This window comes from Ideonella sp. (assembly GCF_036277275.1).
Taxonomy (GTDB): domain Bacteria; phylum Pseudomonadota; class Gammaproteobacteria; order Burkholderiales; family Burkholderiaceae_C; genus Ideonella.
The window spans coordinates 1-24,649 of sequence record NZ_DASUNH010000032.1 but is presented as its reverse complement, the minus strand read 5'-3'; the positions used below and the strand labels follow the sequence as shown (position 1 = coordinate 24,649).

General features: G+C 67.4%; 16 protein-coding genes. 13 read left to right on the top strand and 3 right to left on the bottom strand.

All coding sequences use genetic code 11. The annotated features are described in order from the left end of the window. On the bottom strand, positions 1 to 1,038 hold a 1,038-nt coding region (locus VFY73_RS07215), incomplete at its 3' end, for a sn-glycerol-3-phosphate ABC transporter ATP-binding protein UgpC (RefSeq protein WP_329717251.1). A 417-nt stretch (positions 1,039 to 1,455) separates the two neighbouring features. Between VFY73_RS07215 and VFY73_RS07210 the strand changes: the two genes are divergently transcribed. The 11 genes from VFY73_RS07210 (at position 1,456) to VFY73_RS07160 (ending at position 16,098) form a co-directional block, all read left to right on the top strand. Further along, positions 1,456 to 3,918, top strand: coding sequence for a glycogen/starch/alpha-glucan phosphorylase (locus VFY73_RS07210; protein ID WP_329717250.1), 2,463 nt, complete (start codon positions 1,456 to 1,458; stop codon positions 3,916 to 3,918). A gap of 37 nt (positions 3,919 to 3,955) precedes the next feature. Further along, complete coding sequence (glgB, locus tag VFY73_RS07205; protein ID WP_329717249.1) at positions 3,956 to 6,136, top strand: 1,4-alpha-glucan branching protein GlgB; 2,181 nt, start codon at positions 3,956 to 3,958, stop codon at positions 6,134 to 6,136. A 16-nt stretch (positions 6,137 to 6,152) separates the two neighbouring features. After that, entirely contained in the window at positions 6,153 to 8,252 is a 2,100-nt protein-coding gene (gene glgX / locus VFY73_RS07200) for a glycogen debranching protein GlgX (protein ID WP_329717248.1), read from the top strand. Positions 8,253 to 8,486: 234 nt separating this feature from the next. Continuing rightward, positions 8,487 to 10,004, top strand: a complete 1,518-nt coding sequence (gene malQ, locus VFY73_RS07195; protein WP_329717247.1) for a 4-alpha-glucanotransferase — start codon at positions 8,487 to 8,489, stop codon at positions 10,002 to 10,004. A 59-nt stretch (positions 10,005 to 10,063) separates the two neighbouring features. Next, positions 10,064 to 11,416 (top strand): alpha-amylase family glycosyl hydrolase, encoded by a 1,353-nt coding sequence (locus VFY73_RS07190; protein WP_329717246.1) that lies wholly within the window; start codon positions 10,064 to 10,066, stop codon positions 11,414 to 11,416. A gap of 233 nt (positions 11,417 to 11,649) precedes the next feature. Next, positions 11,650 to 11,886, top strand: coding sequence for a hypothetical protein (locus tag VFY73_RS07185; protein ID WP_329717245.1), 237 nt, complete (start codon positions 11,650 to 11,652; stop codon positions 11,884 to 11,886). A 205-nt stretch (positions 11,887 to 12,091) separates the two neighbouring features. Beyond that, positions 12,092 to 12,517: a type IV pilin protein gene (locus tag VFY73_RS07180; RefSeq protein WP_329717244.1), complete on the top strand. Its 426-nt coding sequence runs from the start codon at positions 12,092 to 12,094 to the stop codon at positions 12,515 to 12,517. After that, complete coding sequence (locus tag VFY73_RS07175) at positions 12,517 to 12,981, top strand: GspH/FimT family pseudopilin (RefSeq protein ID WP_329717243.1); 465 nt, start codon at positions 12,517 to 12,519, stop codon at positions 12,979 to 12,981. Before VFY73_RS07180 ends, VFY73_RS07175 begins: the two co-directional genes overlap by 1 nt. Beyond that, positions 12,975 to 13,664, top strand: a complete 690-nt coding sequence (locus VFY73_RS07170) for a PilW family protein (protein WP_329717242.1) — start codon at positions 12,975 to 12,977, stop codon at positions 13,662 to 13,664. The genes VFY73_RS07175 and VFY73_RS07170 overlap by 7 nt, the downstream gene beginning before the upstream one ends. Continuing rightward, a complete protein-coding gene (locus tag VFY73_RS07165) occupies positions 13,661 to 14,944 on the top strand; it encodes a pilus assembly PilX N-terminal domain-containing protein (RefSeq protein ID WP_329717241.1) in 1,284 nt (427 codons plus the stop codon). Before VFY73_RS07170 ends, VFY73_RS07165 begins: the two co-directional genes overlap by 4 nt. 14 nt (positions 14,945 to 14,958) lie before the next feature. After that, positions 14,959 to 16,098 (top strand): prepilin-type N-terminal cleavage/methylation domain-containing protein, encoded by a 1,140-nt coding sequence (locus VFY73_RS07160; protein WP_329717240.1) that lies wholly within the window; start codon positions 14,959 to 14,961, stop codon positions 16,096 to 16,098. A gap of 6 nt (positions 16,099 to 16,104) precedes the next feature. On the opposite strand, the gene VFY73_RS07155 is transcribed toward VFY73_RS07160, so the two are convergent. Continuing rightward, entirely contained in the window at positions 16,105 to 18,036 is a 1,932-nt protein-coding gene (locus VFY73_RS07155; protein ID WP_329717239.1) for a glycoside hydrolase family 13 protein, read from the bottom strand. Further along, on the bottom strand, positions 18,033 to 19,673 hold the full coding sequence (locus tag VFY73_RS07150) for an alpha-amylase family glycosyl hydrolase (protein WP_329717238.1): 1,641 nt from the start codon (positions 19,671 to 19,673) through the stop codon (positions 18,033 to 18,035). The genes VFY73_RS07155 and VFY73_RS07150 overlap by 4 nt, the downstream gene beginning before the upstream one ends. Positions 19,674 to 19,886: 213 nt before the next feature. On the opposite strand from VFY73_RS07150, the gene VFY73_RS07145 reads away from it, so the two are divergent. Both VFY73_RS07145 and VFY73_RS07140 read left to right on the top strand, forming a co-directional pair. Beyond that, positions 19,887 to 22,622: an alpha-1,6-glucosidase domain-containing protein gene (locus VFY73_RS07145; protein WP_329717237.1), complete on the top strand. Its 2,736-nt coding sequence runs from the start codon at positions 19,887 to 19,889 to the stop codon at positions 22,620 to 22,622. A 75-nt stretch (positions 22,623 to 22,697) separates the two neighbouring features. Beyond that, positions 22,698 to 24,608 (top strand): glucokinase, encoded by a 1,911-nt coding sequence (locus VFY73_RS07140; protein WP_329717236.1) that lies wholly within the window; start codon positions 22,698 to 22,700, stop codon positions 24,606 to 24,608. The last annotated feature ends 41 nt before the right edge of the window (positions 24,609 to 24,649 follow it).

Genomic DNA, 24,649 nt, shown 5'->3' with positions numbered 1-24,649 from the left:
TGACGGCACCTGCAGGCTCAATGTCTGGCCCTGCTTCGGGTGCGAGTGTCCATCCAGCTCGCAGGTCAGCGTGTCTTCGGCGCCGGGGTAGTCGCAGTAGGCGTAGGTCGTGCCGCCCAGCGACTCGACGAACGTGACCTTCACGTCGATCGTGTTGCTGGCACCGCCTTCGCACAGGTGCTCGGGCCGCACACCCAGGCGCACCGGGTCTCCCACCTTGGCGCGTGTCGCGTCGACCGCGCAGTGCAGCACCGCACCGCCGGCCAGCTTGACGGTCGCTCCCAGCGCATCGGCCGAAACCAGCGTGCCGTCGAGGATGTTCATCTCGGGCGAGCCGATGAACTTGGCGACGAAGAGGTTGCACGGGTGTTCGTACAGCGCCATCGGCGCGCCGACCTGCTCGATCTTGCCGGCCGACAGCACGACGATGCGGTCGGCCAGCGTCATCGCCTCGACCTGGTCGTGCGTCACGTAGACCATCGTTGTCTTCAGCTCTTCGTGCAGCTTGGCGAACTCGTAGCGCATGCGCACGCGCAAGGCGGTGTCCAGGTTCGACAGTGGCTCGTCGAACAGGAAGACCTCGGGCTTGCGCACGATCGCGCGGCCGATCGCCACGCGCTGACGCTGGCCGCCGGACAGGTCTTTCGGTTTGCGGTCGAGCAGGTGCTCGATGTTCAGGATCTTGGCCGCCTGTCGCACCGAGCGCTCGACCTCGTCCTTCGGCATCTTGGCCAGCTTCAGGCCAAACGCCATGTTGTCGAACAGGTTCATGTGCGGGTACAGCGCGTAGCTCTGGAAGACCATCGCGATGCCGCGCTCGGCCGGTGGCACGTCGTTGACGACCTTGCCACCGATCGCCAGCGTGCCGCCGGTGATGTCTTCCAGGCCCGCGATCACACGCAGCAGCGTGGACTTGCCGCAGCCCGACGGGCCGACGAAGACCATGAACTCGCCGTTGCGGATCTCCAGGTCGACCCCGTGCAGGATCTTCGTGGCGCCATAGGCCTTGGCCACGCCTTGCAGCTTCACGTCCGCCACTTCGTACCTCCGCACGGTGCGGCGCCTTGAAGGCCCGCCCGGCTTGTCTCGCAATCACGCCTTTGTTGCTTGTTGGCGGCCACCGTTGCGGGCGGACGCTACCGATCCGCCAGCGGTGTCGACGGCCAGCAAGAATGTAGAGAATATACATTCATGACTACGGCAGCACAATCTGACTTTCATCATTGATTCGCTGATGTAACCAATAAAATCAAGCACTTATGATTAAGTGCGGGTTTTCCATATGTAGTCAAACTACAATCAATAGGCCGAATCCTGGATACTTCCGCTGCGTTCACGTGCCGCTTCGGCCGCGTGTGAACCTTCCGGGCCTGCACAAGGGCTCTTGAGGCCGCTGGCTCTTGGTTGAGCGAGCGGGCCGCCAACACGGAACAACGCTTCACTGTGAACACCACCATGACCGCCCTGAACCGCCCCACCTCCGCTGCCGACGACGGCGCGCTGCGCGCCGCGTTCAGGGCTGCCTTCGAGCGTGAGTTGGGGCTGGCCACGCAGGGTGCGAGCGCCGAAGCTGCCCTTCGCGCAGCGGCAGCCGCCTGCCGCGAGCTGCTGGCCCAGCGCTGGGCACGCACCCAGGCCGAAGACGCCGGCCCCGACGGGCAGCGAGTGTCGCGCCGGGTCCATTACCTGTCGATGGAATTCCTGATGGGCCGCGCGCTCGGCAATGCGCTGGCCGCACTGGGCCTCGAAACAGAACTACGTGACCAGCTCGCCAAGCTTGGGCACTCGCTGCCGGATGTGCTGGAACGCGAGAGCGACGCGGCGCTCGGCAACGGGGGGCTGGGACGCCTGGCCGCCTGCTTCCTCGATGCTTTTGCCGAGCAGGGCCTGCCCGCATTCGGTTATGGCCTGCGCTACCGCTACGGCATGTTTGCCCAAGGCATCGACGGTGGCCGCCAGGTCGAACGGCCCGACGACTGGATGAAGCTCGGTGAGCCGTGGGAGCTGCCGCGTCCCGAGCTGCGCTACCCGGTCGGCTTCGGCGGCCGCGTGGCCATCGGCGCCGATCTGCGTCACCACTGGGAGCCGGCCGAGCGCCTGGTCGCGTCGGCCTTCGACTTCATCGTGCCGGCGCACCACAGCGAGCGCGTGGCCACGCTGCGGCAGTGGCAGGCCAGCGCAGCCGACCCGATCGACTTCAACGCCTTCTGCCATGGCGACTACGCTGCGGCCTCGCGCCACCAGCTGGCGGCCGACACGCTGAACTGGGTGCTCTACCCGGATGACTCAACAGCAGCCGGCCGCGCATTGCGCCTGAAGCAAGAGGCCTTCCTCGTCAGCGCGTCGCTGCAGGACCTGATCGCGCGCCACTTGCGCGAGGGCCAGCCGCTGGCCACGCTGGGCTTGCGTAACGCGATCCACCTGAACGACACCCACCCCGCGCTGGCGCCGGCCGAGCTGATGCGCCTGCTGCTCGACGAGCACCACCTGCCGTGGCACCAGGCCTGGGACATCACCTCACAAGCCGTCTCGTACACCAACCACACGCTGATGCCCGAGGCGCTGGAGACCTGGCCGGTCTCGCTGTTCGAAGAGCTGCTGCCGCGCCACTTGGGGCTGATTTACGAGATCAACCACCGCTTCCTCGACGAGGTGCGCAAGCGCTTCCCGCACGACCACGCACGGGTCGCCCGCATGTCGCTGATCGACGAAGGCAGCGACCACAGCGAACGCCGCGTGCGCATGGCGGCGCTGGCGATCGTCGCGTCGCACAAGGTCAACGGCGTCTCGGCGCTGCACAGCGAGCTGATGGTGCAGACCATCTTCGCGGACTACGCCGCGCTGTGGCCCGAGCGCTTTCACAACGTGACCAACGGCGTCACGCCGCGGCGCTGGCTGGCGCAGGCCAACCCGGGCCTGGCCGGCCTGCTGGACGCACGCATCGGCACCGCCTGGCGCAAGGACCTGGGCCAGCTCGCGGCGCTGAAACCGCTGGCCGCCGACCCCGCGTTGGGCCGCGAGTTCATGGCCGTCAAGCGCGCCAACAAGCAGCGCCTGGCCGAGCGCATCGGCCGTGAGCTGGGCCTGGTCGTCAACGTCGACAGCCTGTTCGACGTGCAGATCAAGCGCATCCATGAATACAAGCGCCAGCTGCTGAACCTGCTGCACGTGGTCGCGCGCTACCAGGCCATCGTCGAGAGCCCGCAGGCCGCTTGGGTGCCGCGCACGGTGGTGATCGCCGGCAAGGCGGCTTCGGCCTACCAAGCGGCCAAGCTGATCATCCGGCTGGCGCACGACATCGCCGCGACGATCAACGACGACCCACGCGTCGCCGGCCGGCTGAAGCTGGCCTTCCTGCCGAACTACAGCGTCAGCCTGGCCGAGACCATCCTGCCGGCGGCCGATTTGTCCGAGCAGATCTCGACCGCCGGCACCGAGGCTTCGGGTACCGGCAACATGAAGTTCGCGCTCAACGGCGCGGTCACGATCGGTACCTGGGACGGTGCCAACATCGAGATGGCCGAGGCGATGGGCGTCGAGAACATGTTCGTCTTCGGCCTGCGCACCGAGGCGGTCGCGCAGCTCGTCGCCCAGGGCTACCAACCGGCGCGTTACGAGCGCGAGAACGCCCAGCTGCAGCGGGTGCTGAATGCGATCGACAACGGCCTGTTCTCGCCCACCGAGCCCGAGCGCTATCGGCCGCTGATCGATCATCTGCTGGGCATCGACCGCTACCTGCTGCTGGCCGACTTCGCCGACTACGTGGCCACGCAAGCCAAGGTCGATGCGCTGTACCGTGAGCCGGCGGCCTGGGCCGAGCGCGCGATCCGCAACGTCGCGGGCATGGGCTGGTTCTCGGCCGACCGCACGATCCGCGACTATGTCGAACGCGTCTGGGTGGCCCCGGAGGGGGTGTAAGCTGGCCGGTTCTCCTTTCTAGAACGACGAAGAAAAGATGCTCGGAGACTCGCACGTCCAGGCCCTGCTCGCGGCGCGCCACCCGGATCCATTTTCGGTGCTGGGCCTGCACCCGGAGGAAGACGGCCAGATGTGGCTGCGCGTCGTCTGGCCCAGCGTGGCCGCGATCGACGTGCTGGATGCCAAGACCGGCAAGAAGCTCGTCAGCCTGGCGCACCGCGACCCGGACGGTTTCTTCGAAGGCCCGATTCCGCGCCGCAAACAGCGCTTCGCCTACCGCCTGAAGCTGTATGACCCGCAGGGCATGGTGCTGGGCGAGTTGGCCGATGCCTACGCCTTCGGTCCGCAGTTGCCCGAGAGTGACCTGCTGGCGCTGAAGGCCGGTCGCCACCCCCGGCCGTACACGGTGCTCGGGGCCCACGCGGTGGTGCAGCAGGGCGTGGCCGGCGTGCGTTTTTCCGTCTGGGCGCCAACGGCCAAGCGCGTCAGTGTCGTCGGCGACTTCAACCAGTGGGACGGCCGCCGCCACCCGATGCGCTACCGCCACGAGGCGGGCGTGTGGGAGATCTTCGTCCCGCACGTGATCGAGGGCGATCTCTACAAGTTCGAGCTGCTGGCGCGTGACGGCACGCTGCTGCCGCTGAAGGCCGACCCCTACGCTCGGGCGGCGCAACTGCGGCCCGACACGGCCAGCAAGGTCGCGCCATTGCCGCCGGTGCGCGCATTGCCCGAGGGTCGCGCCGCCGCCAACCGGCGCGATGCGCCGATCTCGATCTACGAAGTGCACGCGCCATCGTGGCGGCGCCTGGGCAGCGGCCCATTCCCGAGCTGGGATGACCTGGCCGCAGCCCTGCCCGAGTACGTGGCCGACATGGGCTTCACGCACATCGAGCTGCTGCCGATCACCGAACACCCGTACGACGGTTCCTGGGGGTACCAGACGCTGGGCCAGTACGCCGCCAGCGCGCGCTTCGGCCCGCCTGAAGGGCTGGCGCGCTTCGTCGCCGCTTGCCACGCACGCGGCCTGGGTGTGCTGCTCGACTGGGTGCCCGCGCACTTCCCGAGCGATGCGCATGGCCTGGCCCAGTTCGACGGCAGCGCGCTGTACGAATACGCCGACCCGCGTGAAGGCGTGCACCGCGACTGGAACACGCTGATCCCCAATTTCGGCCGCTACGAGGTGCGCGAATTCCTCGCCGGCAGCGCGCTGTTCTGGCTCGAGCGTTACGCCGTCGATGGCTTGCGTGTCGACGCCGTGGCGTCGATGCTGTACCGCGACTACTCGCGTCCGGCCGGCGAGTGGGTGCCCAACGTGCACGGCGGGCGCGAGAACCTGGAGGCGATCGCGCTGCTGCAGCAGGTCAACCGCGTGCTGGGCACCGAGGCGCCGGGTGCGGTGACGATCGCCGAGGAGTCGACCGCGTTCCCGAAGGTCTCGGCGCCGACCGACGTCGGCGGCCTGGGCTTCCACTACAAATGGAACATGGGCTGGATGAACGACACGCTGGCCTACATGCGCGAAGACCCGGTGCACCGCCGCTGGCACCACGAGAAGATGAGCTTCGGCCTGGTCTACGCGTTCAGCGAGAACTACGTGCTGCCGATTTCGCACGACGAAGTGGTGCACGGCAAGGGCTCGATGATCGCCAAGATGCCGGGCGACGACTGGCAGCGTTTCGCCAACCTGCGCGCCTACTACGGCTTCATGTGGGGCCACCCCGGCAAGAAGCTGCTCTTCATGGGCCAGGAATTCGCCCAACCTGACGAATGGCACCACGACGCGCACCTGCCGTGGCGGCGGCTGGACGACCCGCGCCATGCCGGTGTGCAGGGCCTGGTGCGCGACCTGAACCGCCTGTACCGCACGCAGCCCGCGCTGCACCGGCTGGACTGCGAGCCCGAGGGCTTCGAATGGATCAGCCACGACGACGCCGAAGCCTCGGTGTTCGCCTGGCTGCGGCGTGACGGCCAGGGCCGCCAGGTGATCGTCGTCAGCAACTTCACGCCGGTGCCGCGTGAGGGCTATCGCCTGGGCGTACCAGCCGGCGCCGGCGTTTGGCGCGAGGCGCTGAACACCGACTCGGCGCACTACGGCGGCAGCAACATGGGCAACAAGGATGCGACCTTGCGCGTCGAGCCGATGGCGGCGCATGGGCGCGAAGCCTCGATCGTGTTGACCTTGCCACCGCTGGCCACGATCTTCCTGATTCCGGCCTGACCCTTCTCTTGTCTCCATGCACCACAGCCTGCCTTTGCAGCTGCTCGACGGCCGCCATGAACCGATGGGTGCCCACCCGCGCGATGGCGGCGTCAACTTCGCGGTCTTCTCCGAGCACGCGCAACGCATCGAGCTGTGCGTGTTCGACGGCGCCGGGTCACGCGAACTCAAGCGCTATGCGCTGAGCGGCCCGCACGACGGTGTCTTCCACGGTTTTCTGCCGGATATCGGGCCGGGCCTGGTCTATGGCTACCGCGCGCATGGCCCCTACAAGCCGGAAGATGGCCACCGTTTCAACCCGCACAAGCTGCTGCTGGACCCCGGCGCGCGCGAAATCGTCGGCCGCTTTGCCTGGGTGCCCGAGCACCATGGCTACGAGCTGGGCCACCCCGAAGGACACCGCTCGTTCGACACCCGTGACAACGCGACCTCGGCGCTCAAGGCCCGCGTCGCCGAGCCGCTGGGCGAAGCGCCAGCGCGCCGTAACGCGCCGCGCCATGCGCCAGCCGATGTCGTGCTGTACGAGGTCCACGTCAAGGGCTTTTCGAAGACGCACCCCGGCATCCCCGAGGCCTTGCGTGGCAGCTATGCCGCGCTGGCGCATCCGGCGGCGATCGCGCACTTCAAGGCGCTCGGGGTCACGACGCTGTCGCTGCTGCCGGTGCAGTACGCGGTTGACGAGCCGCATCTGGCCGACAAGGGCTTGACCAACTACTGGGGCTACAACACGCTGGGCTTCTTCTGCCCCGACCCGCGCCTGGCGACGCAGCGCGGCGACCCCGCGAAGGTGACGCGCGAGTTCCGTGAGATGGTCGCGACGCTGCACGAACATGGCCTGGAGGTCGTGCTCGACGTGGTCTACAACCACACGCCCGAGGGCAACGAATTCGGCCCGACGCTGAGCTTTCGCGGGCTGGACAACAAGAGCTGGTACCGCCTGGTGCCGGATGACTGCAGCCGCAGCGAGAACCTGACCGGCTGCGGCAACACGCTGCATGTGGCGCACCCGCGGGTCGCGCAGTTCGTGCTCGACTCGTTGCGCTACTGGGTGCACGAGATGGGCATCGACGGTTTTCGCTTCGACCTGGCGCCGGTGCTGGGCCGCACCAACCACGGCTTCGAGCCGAACGCCGCCTTCTTTGCCGCGTTGCGGCAAGACCCGCTGCTGGCCCAGGTGCACCTGATCGCGGAGCCGTGGGACGCGGGTCACGACGGTTACCAGGTCGGCCGCTTCCCAGGCCGCTTCCTGGAATGGAACGACAAGTTTCGCGACGCGGTCCGTGGTTACTGGCTCGGCCGCGAGGCCGCTGTGCAAGTCAGCCGGGGTGAGTTCGCCCGCCGCTTCACCGGGTCGAGTGACCTGTTCCACCACGGCCAGCGCTCGCCGAGCGCTTCGGTGAATTTCGTCGCGGTGCACGACGGCTACACGCTGAACGACGTGGTCAGCTTCCGTCACAAGCACAACCACGCCAACGGCGAAGACAACCGCGACGGCCGTGACGGCGAGCTGAGTGCGAACTTCGGCGCCGAGGGGCCGAGCGACAACCCTGCGATCCGCGACACCCGTGAACGCGTGCGCCGCGCGATGCTCGCCACTCTGATGCTGGCGCAGGGCACGCCGATGCTGAACGCAGGCGACGAGCTGGGCAACAGCCAGGGCGGCAACAACAACGCCTACTGCCAAGACAACGCCACCGGCTGGCTGGACTGGGCCCAGGCCGATGCTGGCCTGATCCGCTTCGTCGGCGAACTGACCGCATTGCGCCGCGATGAGCCGCTGCTGCACCACGACCGCTGGTTCTGCCCGCCGCCGGGTGGCCCAGGCGATGCGTTCCTGACCTGGCTGACGCCGGTGGGCACCGAAATGCACGTGCACGACTGGCACGAGCCTGGCTGCCTCGCGTTCGCCTGCCGCATCCGTGCGCACGATCCGCGCGTGCCATCGCTGCTGTTGCTGTTCAACCCCGATGTCGCGCCGCAGCCCTTCGCGCTGCCACCCGGCGCTTGGCAACTGCGGCTGGACAGCAGCGGCAGCCTGCCGCCGACCCACGCCAGCGCGGCCAGCGGTCATCTGACCGCTCCCCCAAGAAGCCTGCTCGTGCTTCGAAGCACATGAGACCCCCACGCTTCCTTCCGGTCGCTGCCTTGCAGGCCGCGCCGGGCCAGAGACCCGGCCCCTCGCCAGGCACGATCAGTCCTCAGGACTGTTCGTGTCCGGGCGAGGCCCCCCGAGGGGGCTTCTGCAGTGGACCGGTCAAGCCGGATCCACGCAGACGACTTGATGACGACGGCTCCTTTGGAGCATCGCAACAGATCCTCAGATATTGAGTTCCAGAGAAGGATTGACCCCATGGACCTGACCCAGCGCAGCGCCGGTGTGCTGCTGCACATCACCTCATTGCCGGGCCCGCACGGCATTGGCGATTTCGGCCCCGATGCGTTCCGCTTCGTCGACTGGCTGCAGTCGGCGGGCCAGCGCATCTGGCAATGGCTGCCGAGCACGCCGATCGGTCCGGGCGATTCGCCGTACCAGGGGGTCAGCGCTTTTGCCGGCAGCCAGTGGATGGTCGCGCTGGAGCCTTTGGTCGAACGTGGCTGGCTCGAAGCGCCGGCCTTGCCCGATGGTGGCTTTGACGCCGCCTGCGTGGATTACGGCCGCGTGTTGCCATGGCGTGAGACGCAACTGCGTGCCGCTGCCGCCGGCTTCGTCGCCAAAGCGACGCTAGCCGACAAGGCGGCGCACAAGGCCTGGTGCGAGGCGCAGGCCGGCTGGCTCGACGACTACGCGTTGTTCATGGCGATCCGCTCGCCACGCGGCGGCCAGCCCTGGTGGGAGTGGCCGGCGCCGCTGGCCCGTCGCGAAAAAGCCGCGCTGGCCGCCGCGCGCAACGAGCATGCGACCGAGGTTGCCTTCTGGAAATTCGTGCAGTGGTGCTTCGACACCCAGTGCGCGGCATTGAAGTGCTATGCCAACGAGCGTGGCGTGTCGCTGATGGGCGACCTGCCGATCTTCGTCGCGCATGACTCGGCCGACTGCTGGTCGCGGCCCGACCTGTACCTGCTCGATGACAAGTTCCAGACCACGGTGGTGGCCGGTGTGCCGCCGGACGACCTTGGGCCGCTGGGCCAGCGCTGGGGCAATCCGCTGTACCGCTGGGACAAGATGGCCGACGAGAACTACGCCTGGTGGACGGCGCGCGTCAAGCGCGCGCTGACCAGTGCCGATGTGTTCCGCATCGACCATTTCCGTGGTTTTGCCGGCTACTTCGAGATTCCGGCCGAGAGCCCGGATGCGCGCCAGGGCCGTTGGCTGACCGGCCCCGGCAAGCCGCTGTTCGATGCGATCGAACAGGCACTCGGCAAGCTGCCGATCGTCGCCGAGGACCTGGGCTACATCACGCCCGACGTGCATGCGCTGCGCGACGGTTGCGGCTTCCCCGGCATGAAGATCCTGCAGTTCGCGTTCGGTGGCGACGGCACGCACGAGTTTCTGCCGCACATGTGGACGCCCAACAGCGTGGCCTACACCGGCACGCACGACAACGACACCGTGCGCGGCTGGTGGGACCACGCCAGCCCGCGCGAGCGCGCGTTTGCAGGCAGTTACCTCGCTTGCAGTGAACACGACGTGCATTGGGCGATGATCCGAGCTTGCTGCAACTCGGTGGCGAACATCGCGGTGTTCCCGCTGCAGGACGTGCTGGGCCTGCCCAGCAGCCACCGCATGAACATCCCCGGGGTGCTCGGTGGCAATTGGGGCTGGCGTTTCAGTTGGCCGATGATCGGGGCCGAGACCACCCGCGTGCTGGGCCTGATCACTGCCGCCAGCGGGCGCGGGCCTTTCGAGTTGCTGCACCTGCCCTGCTGAATGAAGCCTCCACGCTCCCTGCAGGATCCGCGCAAGACCTTGATGGGGAGAGTTCCTCGATGCGTCACCTCTCGGCTCAACGTCTGCTGGCCCGCGCCATGCTGGCCACGCTCTGCTTGGGCGTGACCATGCCGTCCTTCGCTGCCGATGCCCTGCCACCCGACAACGTGACCCATGCGCCCTGGTCGCGCCTGGCCGTGATCTACGAGGTCAACTTGCGCCAGTACACGCCGCAGGGGACCATCCAGGCCTTCAGCGCCCACCTGCCGCGGTTGAAGGCGATGGGGGTCGACATCCTGTGGCTGATGCCGGTGCATCCGATCGGCGTCAAGCAGCGCAAGGGCACGCTGGGCAGCTACTACGCCGTGCGCGACTACATGGCGGTGAACCCCGAGTTCGGCGAGATGGAGGACCTGCGCGACCTGGTGCAGCAAGCGCATCTGCTGGGCATGAAGGTGATCCTCGACTGGGTCGCCAACCACACCGCCTGGGACCACCCGTGGGTCAGCCAGCATCGCGACTGGTACAAGAAGAACGCCAAGGGTGAGATCCACCCGGTCACCTTTGGCGAAGGCGAGCACAAGGAAGAGTGGACCGATGTCGTCGCGCTCGACTACACCCGGCCCGGCCTGCGCCAGGCGATGATCGAAGCGATGTCGTTCTGGGTCCGCGAGATCGATGTCGACGGCTTCCGCTGCGATGTGGCGGGCCTGGTGCCGATGCCGTTCTGGCGCGAGGCGAGGGCCGCGCTCGACCGCATCAAGCCGGTCTTCATGCTCGCCGAATGGGACACGCCGGCCATGCACGACGGCGCGTTCGACATGACCTACGACTTCGGCCTGTACGACGTCTTCAAGGCGGTCGCCAAAGGCAACGCCGGCAAGTCGGCGCTGGTGCAGTTCTTGACCCAGCCCAAGCAGGCGTACCCGGCGGACGCCTACCGCATGCGCTACACCGCCAACCACGACAGCAATTCGTGGCAGGCCAGTGACGCCGAGGCCTTTGGCCCGTCGTTGCAGGCCTTCGCTGTGCTGGCCGCCACGCTGCCCGGCATGCCGCTGCTTTACGGTGGCCAGGAGGGCGGGTTGGACAAGCGGCTGAAGTTCTTCGAGAAGGACCCGATCACCTGGAACAACTACCCGCTGGGTGATTTCTACGCCCGCCTGTTCAAGCTGAAGCACGAGCACCCGGCGCTGGTCAACGGTGCACTGGGTGGGCCGCTGCAGATCGTCGAGTTGAGCCACCCGACGCTGTTCGCCTTCCAGCGCACGCGCGACGAAGACCAGGTCACCGTGGTCGTCAACCTGTCGGCGAGCCCGCAGTCCTTGTCAGACCACCCGGTGCTGGGCGATGTGAGGCTGGACGGTTGGGGCTGGCGCATCACGACGAAAGACGGGGCAAAGCTGCCCTGAATCGCGGTGGCTGGTGCCGCTGCGGCCCGGGCCACCCCGCCACCAGCCGTGGCGACGTGAATATGTCGCAAGGTCCACCCGCTTGTGGCGCTGAGCCCCTCAAAGTCCCACAGGCAGGGGATGGGCGTCCCGCGGGCTGGGGATGCCAATGGGGTCCGTTCAGGCGTCAGATACGCCCAGGGGCCGAAGCCTATGGCCAGGCCCGCGTGGATGACGTCCAAGGAGGGCTGACCATGAAATCCGATCTGCGCCTGCAGTTTCCCGACCGCCGACACTACGAGCTGCGCTTCCAGTCGCTGTTCGACGCCGGCCGTGCCTACGCCTTCGAGTGCGACGCTGCCGGCAGCGTCAACCTCGACAGCCTGAGCGCCCGCGCCAAGCTGAACTACCTGTACGCCCGCTCGGTGATCGGGCGCGAGTTCTCGATGCCGGAAATCAAGCGGCGGCAGCCCGTCACCCCGCTCAACTGAGAAACTGGCGCCGCTGGTCTAACGTCACCCGGCCATGAGCCTGCGTGCCAGGCGCGACGGGTACACCGAGCACTCTGCCGCTCGTCCGATGGCCGGTCTTGCTCCACCGCGCTTGTCCGCTGCTTTGGGACGAACGGTCGATTCCTGCCGATAAACGGAAAGATTCGGGCTAATTTTCCCAAGGAAACAGTCGGTAACAAGGGTCATGGAGAAGACCCTGTCCGCCCGAAGCCACGCCGGCTTCACCCTGGTCGAGCTGATGATCGTGCTCGCGGTGGTGGCGATCCTCGCCGCCGTCGCGTTGCCGGCGTATCAACAGTCTGTCCGCAAGGGCCGCCGCAGCGATGCGATCGACGCCACCGCGGCGGTGCAACAGGCGCAGGAACGTTGGCGCAGCAACAACACAACCTATGCCGACGAGATCGCCGATGAGCTCAATCTGGGTTCTTCGGTCAGCAAGTCGGGCTATTACGAGCTGAGCATCACCGGTGCCACCGGTACCGGCTACACCCTGACCGCGACGGCGGTCAGCGGCAAGGGCCAGGAAGACGACACAGGCTGCAGCACGCTGACCATCACGGTGGCCAATGGCTCGGCGACTCCGTCGCCATCAGGATGCTGGAGCCGCTGATGGTCACGCGCCAGCGGGGCATGACCCTTCCGGAATTGCTCAGCGCGATGTGCGTGGTCGCCATCGTGCTGGCCGCCGCGGTGCCCAGCTTTGCCGCCATGTTCACGAGGTTGCGGGTTCAGGGTGCCAGCGCCGAATTCGGCACCGACCTGCAATACGCCCGCAGCGAGGCGATTCGCCAGCACCTGCCAGTGAGCATGGACACCAACGCGGCGGGCGATGGCTATGCCATCACCGTCAACGGCGAAGCCCTCAAGACCGTGACCCTGCCACCTGGTGTGACGGTAACGGCCTCCACTTCTGTCGCTTACGACGCGATGCGTGCGCTGGCGCAGCCCGCCGACCAGGCTTTCGTCTTCGCCGCTTCCGACGACAGCGTGCAGCTGCGCGTTTCCAGCAACGTGATGGGTCGCGCGCAACTGTGCGTACTGGCCGGATCCGTACCGGGGTATTCAGCATGCTGACACGCCGCCGACGTTTCGCCGCCCGACATCAGCAGCGGGGCTTCTCGTTGGTCGAGCTGATGGTCGGCACCGCCATCGGCCTGTTCGTTGTCGCCGGGACGGTGAGCCTGTATGCGACCAATGCAAACAACAGCCGTCGCCTGCTGCTCGAGGCGCGCCTGAACCAGGACCTGCGATCCGCGATGGACCTCGTGTCGCGCGATCTGCGCCGCGCCGGTTATTGGGGCAATGCGATCAATGGCACGAACATCACCGGAAGTGGCGGCGCGACGGTGGCCAATCCGTACCGCGGTATCGACAGCGCGTCGGCCGATCAGGTGACCTACCAGTTCTCGCACGACGCCACCGAAGACGAAGTGGGCGAGACCGAGCATTTCGGCTTCCGGCTGCAAGATGGCGTGCTCCAGATGCAGACCCAGGAGGACCATTGGGAGCCGATGACCGACGGCACGCTGGTCACGGTGAGCGAGTTCTCCATCGATACCACGGCGACCGAGCTGGCGCTCGGCGGCCTGTGTGCCACCGCCTGCGCGGTCGGCGCGCCCAATTGCCCCGCGATGACCGTGCGGCAGTTCGTCATCCGGCTGCGTGGGCAGTCGGTCAGTGACACGAGCGTACAGCGCACCCTCGAAGCGAGGGTGCGCCCGCGCAACGACCAGCTGGAGGGCCAATGTCCGGCATGACCATACGTCCCCAACGTGGCGCCGCCTCGCTGGCGGTGGTGATGTTGCTGCTGTTCGCGACGGCGCTCGGCGTGCTTCATCTGAACCGCGGGCTGCTCTTCGACCAGCGCATCTCGGCCAACCAGATGCGGGCCACGCAGGCGCTGGAATCCGCCGAAGCGGGCATCGAGTGGGCGACCGGCATGTTGAACTCACCGTACAACATCGACACGGACTGCGAGCTCAGTGACACCGCGACGACCACTTTCCGCAAGCGCTATGTGATGACGCAGTGGGACGCTACGCCGTCCTCCAGCGCGGCGATCCCGGCCGACAACGTCTTCCCCGGTTGCCGCCTGACCGCGGACGGCCCGGCCTGCGATTGCCCCGATGTGCCCGCGGCCGGCCAGCCCGATGCGGTGGCTTCTCTGGGCACGGACATCGAACCCAGCTTCACGGTGTCGTTCGCCGCCGTGGCAGGCGATCCGGAGGCGGTGCAGATCACGTCGCGCGGCTGCGTCGCCAGCGAAAACGTCTGCTCGCCCGACGACGCTGCCGCGACGGATGGAAACGCCGTGGTCACCACCACCATCAAGATCCGCCCGTTGCTGCGTGCTGCTCCTGCGGCGCCGCTCACCTGCGGCAAGTCCTGCACGATCGGTGGCTCCTACAACCTGATCAATGCCAACGTCGAGACCAATGGCGTGCTGGTGAATGCCGGTGAAGGGATCACCACCGGGCCGGGCACCGACTTGTCGACACTGCCGGGCGTGCCCTCCCAGAACGCCCTGGTCGGCAACGATGCGTCGCTTGCCAACCTGTCGAGCAACGATCCGACCTGCGAGAACTCGGCGATGTTCAACGCCTACTTCGGCAGCACGATCGAGAAGTACCGTGCCGCCCCTTCCACCAAGCAGCTGAGCTGCACGAGCGCCTCCGATTGCAAGAACAAGATCACCGACGCCTACGGCGACGGCTGGCGGTCCTTCTACTTCGACACCGACGTTCACCTCAGCGGCAACGGCACGCTCGGCAGCAGTGCCGATCCGGTGACGCTGGTCACGGCCAGCGGGCTGGACATCAACGGCACCTGGGACATCTACGGCCTCGTCTTCTCCAACAGTGCCGAGATCAATGACCTCGGCACGGGATCGGCCAGCATCCACGGGGCGCAGATCGCCTGTGCAGGCTATCGGAACAACGGCAACGGCACCACCGAATACGACGCCGATGCCCTGAAGAATGCGCGGCGCTTCACCGGCACGATGGTCCGTGTGCCAGGCAGCTGGCGCGACTTCTGATGAAAGGGACGACCATGTTGCCCAACCTTCGCGCACTCCGTGCGGTTCGACGGCGTCCCGGTGGCCAGCGCGGCTTCACCCTGCTGGAGGCGATGGTTGCGATGGTGGTTGCCGCGTTCGGCCTGATGGGGCTGGTCGGCATGCAGATGACGTTATCGCGCGGCGCCGACGTGGCCAAGCAGCGCGGCGAAGCCACGCGGCTCGCACAGGAACGCATCGAGGCCATGCGTGCGTTCACCGCGATCGATGCGACCGAGGGCCAGCTGAGCTGGTCCGAGCTGGCAGGCGACACCGACGAAGCCACGACCAACGTCAACTTCACCCGGACCGTGACGCTGGAGGGCGAACTCACCGATCCGATGCGCTTCGCGCAGGTGTCGGTGGACTGGACGGACCGGGCGGACGAGCAGCACTCGGTGGTCCTTCGGTCGGTGGTCTCGCGCACCGACCCGGCGGACGTCGGTGCGCTGGGCTTCCCGCTGCCGCAGAACACGACGCTGAAGCGGCCGAAGAACCGCAGCCTCAACATTCCCATCCCGGCTACCGACATGGGCAACGGCAAGAGCGTCTATCAGCTCGCCAACAACCTCGCGGTGGTGTTCAGCAACGACACTGGCTACGTGGTCCAGAAGTGCGAGTTCCAGGTCACCATGGCCTCTCAGCTGGACCAGTGCGAGAGCTACGACGCCTACATCCTCGCGGGCTACGTGTCCAAGACGATGAGCTCGTTCCCGGCTTCGCTCGGCGTCAACACGCAAAGCCTCAGCGGCTACGACAGTGCCCGCGAAATCGACTGCTCCTTCGGCGATGCCGTGGACCAGAACAGCGGCCGTGCGATCGCCGGCTACAAGTACTACCTGTGCATCATTCCGGTGGTGACCGATGGAACCTGGAGCGGCACGCTGCGCCTGTCGGGCATGGCCGCCGGCACCGACTACCTCGTGTGCCGCATGCAGTTTCCGACGGCCGCAGGCTTGAGTGACAACGCCCGCAACGTGCAGCCGTACGACCAGGTCGACGATTCGCTCGACAACCAGAACTACGTCATCACGACGGCCAGCCGGTGTCCGACCGTCAGCTCGCTGGCCACCACGCTGCACCAGAGTTGCCGCACGAGCAACTCATTGCGGGCTGCCGACTGCCCGGCAAGTTGACACCGCTCACCGAGCCAGGTCGATCACCATCGCCGAGCGCGGCGGCACGACGAGTTCGACCGAAAGGTCCAGCACCGCGCCGCTGAAGAGCTCGAGACCTTTGGCATTGGCCGGCAGCAGTTCGGCGAAGCGGCGGGTGTCGAGCCTGACTTCGTCCGTAGCCTTGCTCAGCACGACCATCACCGTGGCGTCGGTCTGCACGTCGTGGCGAAAGTAGGTGTAGGTGCCGCGATCCGGCGCGTAGTGCACCAGCCGGCCGCGCTGCACCGCCACCGAGTGCTTGCGCCAGTTGAACAGCCGCTTGACGAAGGCCTGGGCCTCGCGCTGTGCCTCGCTCAGGCCCCGGCCGGTGAACGCATCCGCCGTGTCGCCGTGCCAGCCCCCTGGGAAGTCGCTGCGCACGACGCCGTCGCTGCGCTCGATCGGGCTCTTCATCAGGATCTCGCTGCCGTAGAACAGCTGCGGCGTGCGGGCGATCGTCGCGATGTAGGTCAGCGCCAGCTTGTTCAGTGCGCGGTCTTCGCCCAGCGCCGAGAAAACGCGGTTGGTGTCGTGGTTGCCTTCGAACAGCACGAGGTTCGACGGTTCAGGGTACTGGATGTCTTCGACCAGCGCTTCGTAGAGCCGGCCGAAGCCGGTGCCGTAGCCTTGACCTTCGGGTTCGATGAGCGCCTGCCGCAGCGCGCCGTGCAGCGGGAAGTCCATCATGCTCGGCATGTGCGACACATAACCGTCGTGGTTGCGGTGGCCGCGCAGCCAGTAGGCGACCATCGATGCATGGTCGGTCATCTCCTCGCCGACGATCGACAGCTTCGGGTACTCGGCCATGATCGCGCCGGACCAGCGGGCAAGGAAGGCTTTGTCCGAATACGGGTAGGTGTCGGCGCGAATGCCCGACAACCCGGCGTACTCGATCCACCAGATCGCGTTTTGCACCAAGTAGGTTGCGAGCAGCGGCTGGCGCTGGTTCAGGTCGGGCATCGTCGGCACGAACCAGCCGTCGGTCAGGCCGGCCCTGTCGGCGGCAGCGGCATACGTGTCTTGCACCGTCACGTGGCGGTGGTTGGTCTCGACGTAGGGGGCGGGGTGGTTCAGCCAGTCGGGTGTCGGCAGGTCCTGCAATGTGGCTCCGCTGGCGTCTGGCGTCTCCCCTCCAAGGGGGGGCGAACCCGCTTTGGGAAGGGCCGGCCGAGGGGTCAGCCACCAATGCCCCGAGCCGATGTGGTTCGGCACCAGGTCCATGATCAGGCCGATGCCTTTGGCCCGGGCCTGCTCGGCGAGGCGCCGGTAGTCCTCGTTGCTGCCGAAGCGTGGGTCGACCTTGTACAAGTCGGTCGCCGAGTAGCCGTGGTACGAGTACTTGGCCTGCTTGTTCTCGACGATCGGCGTCGGCCACAGTTGCGTGAAGCCGAGGCCGGCGATGTAGTCCAGGTGCTGAGCGATGCCGTGCAGGTCGCCGCCGTGGCGGCCACCAGGGTCGGCACGGTTGACCGGGTCGCCGAGCGCGTCGACGGTGTCGTTGGTCGGGTCGCCGTTGGCAAAGCGGTCCGGCACGACCAGGTAGATCGCATCGGCGGGGCCAAAGCCTTGCCGCTGGGCCGAGCCGGGCGCACGGGCGCGCAGCTCGTAGGGCTGGCGCAGCACCGTGGCCTGGCCGCGTTTCAGCAAGAGGGTCACCGGGCCGGGTTTCGCATTCGCCGCCACGTCGAGTTCGACGACGAGGTAGTTCGGGTTCGGCAGCGCCACCGTGCGCCTGACCGACACGCCGGGTGCGCTGATCTGGGCCGTCAGGCCCGAGAGCTGCTGGCCGTGCAGCATCAGCTGCAGCGGCCGGTGTTTCATGCCGACCCACCAGAAAGGCGGCTCGACGCGGTCGATCGATTGGGCGTGGGCGGACGCGCCCGCCAGCAGGGCCAGTGCCAACGGCAGGAGTTTCATCGGGCTTGGAGGTCGAAGACCTGGATCGATTGCGGGGCCAGCGTCAAGGTGTCACCGGTCGTGGCGTCGGCGCGAGCCGGGTACAGCGGCTGCAGCCGGTCGCTCGCCGCCAGGCCGGGCACGCGGACCATGGCGGCGCGGGTGCCGTAGTTGATCACCACCAGGCTGCGCTCGATGCCCAGCCGGCGTTGGAAGCCGAGCACCAGGCCATCGGCGAAGCTGGCTTCGAAGCTGCCCTTCGCGATCGACGGGCGGCTGTTGCGAAGCCCGAGCATCGCCTTGTAGAAGGCGTGCAGCGAGGTCGGGTCCTTCGTCGCGGCGGCCGCGTTGAAGGCCTCGGCGTTCGGTGCGAACGGCCGGAACGGCGTGCCGGTCGTGAAGCCCACCGAGCCCGGGGCCGCCGACCAGCTCATTGGCGAGCGCAGCGGCAGGTCGCCTTCGAGCTGCATCACGCCGGCCTGGCCCACCTCTTCGCCGTAGTAGATAAAAGGCGTGCCGGGTTGCAGCAAATAGCCGGCGGCGGCGACGCGGTAGCGCGCCAGGTCGCCGCCGACCTGGTCCCACAGGCGCTGGCCGGCAAAGATGTCGTGGTTGGAAACGAAGGTCGCCATCGTCGGCGACGCCGTGCGGTAGAACTCGGCCAGCTTCTGCACCGACAACGCGTCGCCGCGCGCCGCGCCGACGAAGTGTTGCGTGTAGCCGAACGAGAAGGCGCCGCCGCAGACCGCCGGGTCGCCGTAGGCCGCGGGCTCGGCGGTGGCCTCGCAGACCACGTAGCGATGCGGATACTGCTTGATCAGGTCCTGCAGCTGCTTGGTCAGGCGGCGGCTCTCGGGCTGGTCGTTCCAGCGCACCGCGTCGTTCTCGATCATGTGCGGCACGGCGTCGAGGCGGTAGCCGTCCAGCCCGCGGTTGAGCCAGAAGCGCAGGCTCGACAGGTGGTACTCGAGCACCTGCGGATTGCGCAGGTTGAAGTCGGGCATGTGCGGGCCGAAGGTGCCGAAGTAGAAGCCGGTCGCGCCCGGCGGCGGCTTCGGCAGGTCCTTGGGGTGGCCCTGGAAGAGCCAGGGCCGCGCAGCCGCGTGGTACCAGGGGTATTTGTCCCAGATGTCCCAGCCCGCGGGTGGCACGTCGCTCCAGACGAACCAGTCGCGGTACGGGTTGCCCTTGCCTTTCAGGGCCTCGACGAACAGCGGGTGCTGCGCGGCACTGTGGTTGATCACGTAGTCCATCACCACACCGATGCCGCGCGCATGCGCCTGCTTGATCAGCTCGTCGAAATCGGCCAGCGTGCCGTACTCGGGCGCGACGCTGCGGAATTCGCTGGTCGCATAACCGTGGTCGCCATCGGCGTTGCGCTGGATCGGCATCAGCCACAGGCCCTTGACGCCCAGCTCCTTCAGGTAGTCCAGCCGCGAGATCAGGCCGCGCAGATCGCCGATGCCGTCGCCGTCGCTGTCCTGGTAGGCGCGGACGAAGATCTCCATGAAAGCGCCGTGGTGCCAGCCCTCGGGCAGCACGCTGGGCGGCGGCTGCAAGGGCACCGGGCTCAGGTCGACCGGCTGGGCCTGGGCCGTGGTCACGGTGGCCAAAAGCGCAGCGAACGAGGCATCGCGAAATCGCAGGGTCAGATTCATCGGCGCGGAAGCGAAGGGCTGGTGATGGTCCTCAACGGACAAATGAGAACCGCTGATTGTGTAGTAAAGATACGCACACTTTGGCGATCTTCTTCGGTGCAGCATAGATGAATCTCAATGGCAGGGGAATCCATGAGCGCGCGAATGATGTAGTTTTGTTACTGTCTCGGCTGGCCGTCATATGACGGCGACGCGTGGCATGGAGCAAGCATCTTGACAACCCGACGACGCGCGCCGGTCTGGCGCGCCGCCTTGATTTCGCTGATGGCCGGTCCGACGGTCAGCTTGGCTGCGGTGCCCGCGACCGCCCCGACATTGGCGGACTGCGACGTGGCGGATTGGCAAACCGTGTTGCACGCGTCGACCGGCCCGGTCGATGCGCGCGCGATCTGGCTCGACCGGCACCAGCTGCAATGGCCGGCCGTCGAGGCGCGCACCGGCAGCCGTTTCCGGCTGGTCCGCAGCGCCGCCGGCCGATTGGTGTTGGCCAAGGGGCAGGTGGCGCAAGGCGTCGATGACGCGTTCACGCTCGGTGCGGCCGCGAATCCCGAGCCTGTCGCTCGCTTCAAGTACCTGGCGCCTGGCGTGAGGTTGGATGTGGCGGCCGACGACGCCGCACGGCTGCCCGCATTGATCACCGGTCAATGGGCGCTGGTCCATGAAGCGGCGGACGGCACCCTGCTCGATGTGACCACGCTGCAGTGGCCGGCCTGGCTGGACGAGGTCTATTCGCCGGCCCGGCAGCTGAGTCTGCTGGGTGCCACGGTCGCGGCGGCCCGGTCGACCCGCTTCGAGCTGTGGGCGCCCACTGCCCGGGGCGTGGCTGTATGCGTCTATCGGCACGGCGACGGCCCTGCGCTCGCCGCTCGCGCGCTGCAGCGCGACGAGGCCACCGGCGCCTGGCGCCACACCGAACCCGCCGATTGGAGCGGCCGCTACTACCGCTACCTGGTCGACGTGTTCGTGCCTGGCACGGGCTGGGTGCGCAACCGCGTGAGCGACCCCTACGCCGCCAGCCTGACGACCGATTCGCGTCGCGCCTACATCACGAACTGGGACGACGCGCGGTTGAAGCCTGCCGGGTGGGACACCCACCGCGCGCCGGACAAGGTGCAGGCCAACACCGACATGGTGGTCTACGAACTCCATGTGCGCGACTTCTCGGCCGGTGATGCGAGCGTGCCCGCGGCGCACCGCGGCAAGTACCTGGCATTCACCGACACCGCCTCCCGCGGCATGCGTCATCTGCGCGCGTTGGCTCAAACCGGCTTGACGGACATCCATCTGCTGCCCGTGTTCGACCTGGCGACCGTGCCTGAGCAGGGCTGCGTGACGCCGCTGGTGCCGAAGGCCGCACCCGACAGCAAGGCGCAGCAGGCTGCGGTGATGGCGGTGGCGGCGACGGACTGCTTCAACTGGGGCTACGACCCCTTCCACTACAGCGCGCCGGAGGGCAGCTTCGCCAGCGACGCCGCGGACGGCGCCGCACGCATCCGCGAGTTCCGGGCCATGGTGGCGGCATTGCACCGCGCCGGCCTGCGCGTCGGCATGGACGTGGTCTACAACCACACGGCCGCGGCGGGGCAGAGCCCGAAGTCGGTGCTCGACCGCATCGTGCCCGGCTACTACCACCGGCTCGACGCGAACGGTGTCGTCGAGCGCTCGACCTGCTGCGATAACACCGCGACCGAGCACGTGATGATGGCCAAGCTGATGACCGACTCGGTCAAGCTCTGGGCCACGCAGTACCGCATCGACTCGTTCCGCTTCGACCTGATGGCGCACCAGCCGCGCGCGGCGATGGAGGTGCTGCAGCGCGAGGTCAACGCCGCCACCGGCCGCCACGTCAACCTGATCGGCGAGGGCTGGAACTTTGGCGAAATCGCTGACGGCAAACGTTTCGTGCAGGCCTCGCAGCTGTCGTTGAACGGCAGTGGCATCGGCACCTTCAGCGACCGCGGGCGCGATGCCGTGCGCGGCGGCTCGGCCGGTGACGAAGGCGACAACCTGACGCAGCGCAAGGGTTACACCAACGGGGCGGTCGACGGCCCGCGCGACGAGGCGATGCGCCTGGCCGACCAGGTGCGCATCGGCTTGGCCGGCACCTTGCGTGACTACGAACTGCAGACCTGGCAAGGTGAGACGAAGCGGCTCGACCAGATCGACTACGCCGGTCAACCGGCGGGTTATGCCAGCCAACCGGGCGAGGTGGTCAACTACGTCGAGAACCACGACAACCAGACGCTGTTCGACAACAACGCGCTGAAGTTGCCGCCCGGCACATCCGGCGCCGAACGTGCGCGGGTGCAGATGCTGGCCGTCGCGATCAACCTGTTCAGCCAGGGTGTGGCCTATTTCCACGCCGGCATTGATACGCTGCGCAGCAAGTCGCTGGACCGCAACAGCTACGACTCGGGCGACTGGTTCAACCGCCTCGACTGGTCGTACCAGACCAACTTCTTCGGCACCGGCCTGCCGCCGCAACGCGACAACGAGAGCAGCTGGAGGGTCTTTCAACCGCTGCTGGCGGACAAGACGCTCCAGCCCACGCCGCGCGACATCGCGTGGACGCGCGACGCCTTTCGCGACCTGCTCGCCGTCCGTGCCAGCACGCCGCTGTTTCGCCTGCGCGATGCGGCCGAGGTGCGGCAACGCCTGAGCTTCCCGAACAGCGGCCCGCAGCAGAACCCTGCGGTGCTGGTGGGTCGGCTCGACGGAACGGGCCGGGTCGACGCGCGCTTTGATGAGCTGCTGTACTTCGTCAACGTGGCCGAATCAGCGCAAGCGCTGACGCTGCCCGAGCTGGCGAAGGGCGCAGCCTGGCGATTGCACCCGGTCCACACGACACCGGGCGCGGCCGACCAGCGCGCCCGCGAGGCCCGTGTAGACGCGGCGTCGGGCACCTTCACGATTCCGCCGCGTACCGCGCTGGTTTTCGTGCGCGGGTAGCGCCGAGCGAGGTGGCCGATGAAGCGCTCGATAATGGCCCACCTCACGCCCGGCGCCCCGCGCAAATCGTCTCCCATGGCATCGTTCGACAGCCCCCGGCTGATTGCCGACATCGGCGGCACCTACGCCCGCTTCGCGCTCGAGGTGGCACAGGGCGAGTTCACGCAGATCGCATCATTGCGCTGCGCGGACCACGCCGACTTCCACGCCACCGTCAGCGCCTACGTGGCCACCTTGCCGGCCGGCACCCACATCCAGCATGCGGCGGTTGCGATCGCCAACCCGGTCGAAGGCGATCAGGTGCGGATGACGAACTACCACTGGCAGTTCTCGATCGAGCAGATGCGCCAGCGGCTGGGCCTGGAAACCCTGGTCGTGCTGAACGACTTCACCGCGCTGGCGATGGCGCTGCCGCGGTTGGGCCCGAAAGACCTGCGCCAGGTCGGCGGCGGCAGCGCCCGCAAGCAGAACGTGATCGGCCTGCTCGGCTCGGGCAGCGGGCTGGGCGTGTCAGGCCTGATCCCGGCCGGCGACGGCTGGATCTCGCTCGGCTCCGAAGGTGGCCATACCAGCTTTTCGCCACGCGACGAGCGCGAGATCGCGATCCTGCGCCACGCATGGAAGCAGTACGACCATGTCTCGTTCGAGCGGCTGCTGTCAGGCCCCGGGCTGGAGCTGATGTACCGCGCATTGGCCGACTACGCCGGCGAGAAGGCCGACAACCTGTCGGCACCCGAGATCACGCAGCGAGCGCTCGACGGCGCCGACAAGGTCTGCGTCGACACGCTGGAGGTGTTTTGCGCACTGCTCGGCACGGCTGCTGCCAACCTGGCCGTGACGCTGGGTGCATTGGGTGGCATCTACATCGGCGGCAGCATCGTGCCGCGCCTGGGCTCGTACTTCGACCGCTCGCCGTTTCGCGACCGTTTCGAAGACAAGGGTCGCTTCAGCCGCTACCTGTCGGACATCCCGACCTTCGTGATCACCGCCGAGCACGCGACCTTCATCGGCGCGTCGGCCATCCTCGAAGCGCAGCTGCGCACGATCAGCAGTGCGCCAGCCTCGGCCGTGCTGACGCAGATCCGCCGCGCGCGTGGCGAGCTGACGCCGGCCGAGTTGCGCGTGGCCGACCATGTGCTGGCACACCCGCGCTCGGTGCTGAACGACCCGATCGCCGAGATCGCGAAGGCGGCGCAGGTCAGCCAGCCGACGGTGATCCGCTTCTGTCGCTCGCTCGGTTGCGAAGGCCTGTCGGACTTCAAGCTGCGCCTTGCATCCAGCCTGACCGGCACGGTGCCGATCACGCACACGCAGGTGACCACCGACGACTCGATGCTGGAGTTGGGCAGCAAGGTGCTGGGCAACACCGCCTCGGCGATCCTGCAGGTGCGCAGCCAGCTGAACCGCGAGATGATCAACCGCGCGATCGAGACCTTGCTCGACGCGCAGCGCATCGATTTCTACGCACTCGGCCACTACGGCGTGGTCGCGATGGATGCGCAATTCAAGTTCCTGCGCTTCGGGCTGCCGAGCATGGCCTACACCGACTCACGCTTGCAGATGCTGGCGGCCGGTGTGCTGAAGCCGAAGGATGTGGTGGTGGTGATCAGCGCCAGTGGCCGCCTGCCCGAGCTGCTGGAGGTGGTGGAAAAGGCCAAGGCCCGTGGGGCCGCGGTGATTGCGATCACCGCCAGCCAGTCACCGCTGGCCAAGCGTGCCGATGTCGCGCTGATCATCGACTACCCCGAAGACGTGACCACCCATTTGCCGATGGTCACCCGCATCCTGCACCTGCTGGTGATCGACATCCTGGCGGTGGGTGTCGCGATGCGCAGACAAGTGCTCGACGAGGACCAGCTGCTGGTCACGTCGAATGGGGAAGGCGTGGTCGAGGGTGCGGAGTCGGAAGGCGTCGCGGATGGCGACAAGGTCCGCGCTGCGATGCCGGGTGTCAGCCTGGCGAATCTGACCTCGCACAGTCGCTGACGTTTTCTGAGGTTCGCGCGGCGGCAGGCGGGGAGCCGGCC

Bases quoted from the DNA above. Each gene is read 5' to 3' on its own strand.
- VFY73_RS07210 (WP_329717250.1), top strand. From the start codon at position 1,456: ATGACCGCCCTGAACCGCCCCACCTCCGCTGCCGACGACGGCGCGCTG.
- glgB (WP_329717249.1), top strand. From the start codon at position 3,956: ATGCTCGGAGACTCGCACGTCCAGGCCCTGCTCGCGGCGCGCCACCCG.
- glgX (WP_329717248.1), top strand. From the start codon at position 6,153: ATGCACCACAGCCTGCCTTTGCAGCTGCTCGACGGCCGCCATGAACCG.
- malQ (WP_329717247.1), top strand. From the start codon at position 8,487: ATGGACCTGACCCAGCGCAGCGCCGGTGTGCTGCTGCACATCACCTCA.
- VFY73_RS07190 (WP_329717246.1), top strand. From the start codon at position 10,064: ATGCGTCACCTCTCGGCTCAACGTCTGCTGGCCCGCGCCATGCTGGCC.
- VFY73_RS07185 (WP_329717245.1), top strand. From the start codon at position 11,650: ATGAAATCCGATCTGCGCCTGCAGTTTCCCGACCGCCGACACTACGAG.
- VFY73_RS07180 (WP_329717244.1), top strand. From the start codon at position 12,092: ATGGAGAAGACCCTGTCCGCCCGAAGCCACGCCGGCTTCACCCTGGTC.
- VFY73_RS07175 (WP_329717243.1), top strand. From the start codon at position 12,517: ATGGTCACGCGCCAGCGGGGCATGACCCTTCCGGAATTGCTCAGCGCG.
- VFY73_RS07170 (WP_329717242.1), top strand. From the start codon at position 12,975: ATGCTGACACGCCGCCGACGTTTCGCCGCCCGACATCAGCAGCGGGGC.
- VFY73_RS07165 (WP_329717241.1), top strand. From the start codon at position 13,661: ATGACCATACGTCCCCAACGTGGCGCCGCCTCGCTGGCGGTGGTGATG.
- VFY73_RS07160 (WP_329717240.1), top strand. From the start codon at position 14,959: ATGTTGCCCAACCTTCGCGCACTCCGTGCGGTTCGACGGCGTCCCGGT.
- VFY73_RS07155 (WP_329717239.1), bottom strand. From the start codon at position 18,036: ATGAAACTCCTGCCGTTGGCACTGGCCCTGCTGGCGGGCGCGTCCGCC.
- VFY73_RS07150 (WP_329717238.1), bottom strand. From the start codon at position 19,673: ATGAATCTGACCCTGCGATTTCGCGATGCCTCGTTCGCTGCGCTTTTG.
- VFY73_RS07140 (WP_329717236.1), top strand. From the start codon at position 22,698: ATGGCATCGTTCGACAGCCCCCGGCTGATTGCCGACATCGGCGGCACC.